Raw genomic sequence first — 2,358 nt, 5'->3', positions numbered from 1 at the left:
CGCCGCCGCCGGCGACGCCGCGCGCGGCGCGACCGCCTATGTCAGCCTCGAGCCCTGCGCGCATGCGAGCGCGCGCGGTCCCTGCTGCACCGATACGCTGATCGCTGCCGGGGTCGTGCGCGTCGTCATCGCCGCGCAGGATCCCGACTCGCGCACCAACGGCAAAGGTATCGCGCGGCTGCAGGATGCCGGGATCGAGGTCGTCTTCAACGTCCTCCCCGCCGAGGCGCGCCGCGCGATGGCGCCATGGTGGACGCGGCAGGGGCAGGGCCGGCCTTTCGTCACGCTCAAGCTCGCGACCTCGCTCGACGGCGCCATCGCGCGCGCCGACGGGTCGAGCCGCTGGATCACCGGTCCCCGCGCCCGCGCCCACGGCCATCTCGAACGCGCGCGCCACGAAGCGATCCTCGTCGGACGCGGCACCTATGAAGCCGATTCGCCCAAACTCGACGTGCGCCTGCCGGGGCTCGAAGGCCGCAGCCCCCGGCGGCTGATGCTTACCCGCGGCGCGGCGCCCGACGGCTGGACCGCCGTTGCTTTGCCCGAATCGGTCGACGGCGTCGATTCGCTGCTCGTCGAGGGCGGCGCCGGCGCGGCCTCGGCCTTCCTCGCCGCCGACCGCGTCGACCGGCTGCTGCTCTATCGCGCGCCGATCCTGATCGGCGCGGGCAAGGCGGCGCTCGGCGACATCGGCCTCGCCGACCTTGCCGATGCGCATGGGCGCTGGCGCCTCGCCGACAGCCGCCTGCTTGGCAGCGACCGGCTCGACGTCTACGAGCGGGCCAGAGAAGGATCCTAGACCCCATGTTCACCGGCATCATCACCGACATCGGCCATGTCCGCACCCGCGAGGATCGCGGCGACGCGCGGCTGGTCATCGGCACCGACTATGACACCGACACGATCGACCTCGGCGCCTCGATCGCCTGTTCGGGCGCCTGTCTGACCGTCGTCGACAAAGGCAAGGATGCCGATGGCGACTGGTTCGCGATCGATGCCAGCGCCGAAACCATCGCGCGCACAGCGCCGGGCATGTGGGATGCCGGGCGCCGCCTCAACCTCGAACGCGCGCTCAAGGTCGGCGACGAACTCGGCGGGCATATCGTCACCGGCCATGTCGACGCGGTCGGCGAAATCGTCTCGGTCACGCCGGTCGGCGACAGCTGGGGCCTCGTCGTCGCGGCGCCCGCCAGCCTCGCGCCGCATATCGCCGCCAAGGGATCGATCACGGTCGAGGGCGTGTCGCTGACCGTCAACGAAGTGACCGACCAGCCCGATGGCAGCGCGCATTTCACGCTCAACATCATCCCGCACACGCGCGCGATGACGACGCTCGACGAGGCCGCCGCCGGGCGCCCGGTAAACCTCGAAATCGACATCCTCGCGCGCTATCTCGCGCGGATGCAGGCGCGGGGATGAACGAAAACGCCAAGCCGCTGCTCTGGATTCGCCTCGGGGCGCTGATCCTGGCGGCGGTGCTGATCACCGTGCGGATCGTTACCAACGGCCTCGATCTCTTCATCCTCGTCGCCACGGCGCTGCTCATCCTGATCGGGCTGGCGCTTCAGGCGATCGAACGGCGCACGCGGCGGCCGTTGAAGACGCATCTGCGCTGGGTGCTCGCGAGTGTCGCGCTTGGCCTCTTGCTCGTCGCCATGCCGTTCGCGCTCAGCGCCGATGTGATCGTGGGGGCGATCCTGTGGATCGGGCTCTCGGCGGCGGGGCTGGTCTGGGCCGTCTATTATGAGCGCAGCGAACCGCTTTAGCCCTCGGTCCACCCCATCGCGAGTTCGGGGTCGCTCGCGACCATCGATCGCCGCATCGCCAGCCGCCCGATGCGCAGCAGCTCGGCCTTGCGCCGCGCGGGCGCGAGGTCGCAGCTCGCGGCCTCGCGCACCACCGCTGCGCCATAGCGATCGGCGACGATCAGCCCCGATGTCTCGGGGCGATACTCCGGCGTGTTTAGGATCGCGGGGTCGAGCCCCGCCGCCAGCGCCCAATAGAAATGGTCGCACCAATCGCAATAGTCGGGCCATTTGCCGTCGCCGTGCAAATCGGCGCGGCTGACCTTGATCTCGACGATGGTGATCCGGCCCTTGGCATCGATCGCGGTCAGGTCGGTGCGCCGCCCATTGGGCAGCGGCACTTCGGGAATCGCGACCAGCCCCGCTTGCGCGAACAACCGGCACACGCCGCGGACGACATCGGCGGCGATCAGCAGGTCACTCGCCATCGATCAGGGCCTCAGAAGGGGACGTCGTCGTCCAGGTCGTCGTCGAACGGCGGGCGTCCGCCGCCACCGCCCGAGCCGCCGCCGAAGCCGCCGCCCGAACCGCCCGACGATCCGCCGCCCTGGTT

4 protein-coding genes are annotated in these 2,358 nt (G+C 70.5%); 3 read left to right on the top strand and 1 reads right to left on the bottom strand.

Translation table 11 applies throughout. The features are described from left to right. The 3 genes from ribD to B1A78_RS21495 all read left to right on the top strand — a co-directional run. Window positions 1-799: bifunctional diaminohydroxyphosphoribosylaminopyrimidine deaminase/5-amino-6-(5-phosphoribosylamino)uracil reductase RibD (gene ribD / locus B1A78_RS21505; RefSeq protein ID WP_077148871.1), on the top strand; the 799-nt coding region annotated here is incomplete at its 5' end. 5 nt (window positions 800-804) lie between these two features. After that, window positions 805-1,419: a riboflavin synthase gene (locus tag B1A78_RS21500; RefSeq protein WP_077148870.1), complete on the top strand. Its 615-nt coding sequence runs from the start codon at window positions 805-807 to the stop codon at window positions 1,417-1,419. Further along, complete coding sequence (locus B1A78_RS21495; RefSeq protein ID WP_077148869.1) at window positions 1,416-1,766, top strand: hypothetical protein; 351 nt, start codon at window positions 1,416-1,418, stop codon at window positions 1,764-1,766. Before B1A78_RS21500 ends, B1A78_RS21495 begins: the two co-directional genes overlap by 4 nt. On the opposite strand, the gene B1A78_RS21490 is transcribed toward B1A78_RS21495, so the two are convergent. Then, a complete protein-coding gene (locus B1A78_RS21490; protein ID WP_077148868.1) occupies window positions 1,763-2,233 on the bottom strand; it encodes an MmcB family DNA repair protein in 471 nt (156 codons plus the stop codon). The two genes, B1A78_RS21495 and B1A78_RS21490, sit on opposite strands and share 4 nt — an antisense overlap. Between the last annotated feature and the right edge of the window lie 125 nt (window positions 2,234-2,358).

Source organism: Sphingopyxis sp. KK2, assembly GCF_001990265.1.
Lineage (GTDB): Bacteria > Pseudomonadota > Alphaproteobacteria > Sphingomonadales > Sphingomonadaceae > Sphingopyxis.
Note: the sequence above shows the minus strand (reverse complement) of the source record. Positions and strands in the feature narration are given on the sequence as shown.

Coding starts and splice junctions, on each gene's coding strand:
- B1A78_RS21490 (WP_077148868.1), bottom strand. CDS start 2,233: ATGGCGAGTGACCTGCTGATCGCCGCCGATGTCGTCCGCGGCGTGTGC.
- B1A78_RS21500 (WP_077148870.1), top strand. CDS start 805: ATGTTCACCGGCATCATCACCGACATCGGCCATGTCCGCACCCGCGAG.
- B1A78_RS21495 (WP_077148869.1), top strand. CDS start 1,416: ATGAACGAAAACGCCAAGCCGCTGCTCTGGATTCGCCTCGGGGCGCTG.